Consider the following 373-nt stretch of genomic DNA (forward strand, 5'->3'; position numbering starts at 1 on the left):
AGCGTCCCGGTCTTGTCGAACATCACCGTGTCGAGGTTTCGAGCCTCTTCCATGGCGATACGGTCGCGTATCAACATCCCGTTCTGTGCCGCAGTCGAGGTGTTGATGGCGACGACCAGAGGGACGGCGAGTCCGAGTGCGTGCGGGCACGCGATGACGAGAACCGTGACGACCCGTTCGAGGACGCCTATGTCGAACCCGACTGCGATGACCCACGCGATGGCCGTGATTCCTGCAACGGATAGCGCGATGTAGAAGAGCCATCCTGCTGCTTTGTCCGCGAGTAACTGCGTCCGCGACTTCGACTGTTGTGCGTCTTCGACGAGACGCATGATACCCGCCAGTGTCGTCTCGTCACCGGTCTTCGTCACAC

General features: G+C 60.6%; 1 protein-coding gene. It reads right to left on the reverse strand.

The genetic code is table 11. The features are described 5' to 3' along the window. On the reverse strand, positions 1-373 hold a 373-nt coding region (locus AUR66_RS16945; RefSeq protein WP_449271646.1), incomplete at both ends, for a P-type ATPase.

The organism is Haloferax profundi (assembly GCF_001469865.1).
In the GTDB taxonomy this organism is placed as follows: domain Archaea; phylum Halobacteriota; class Halobacteria; order Halobacteriales; family Haloferacaceae; genus Haloferax; species Haloferax profundi.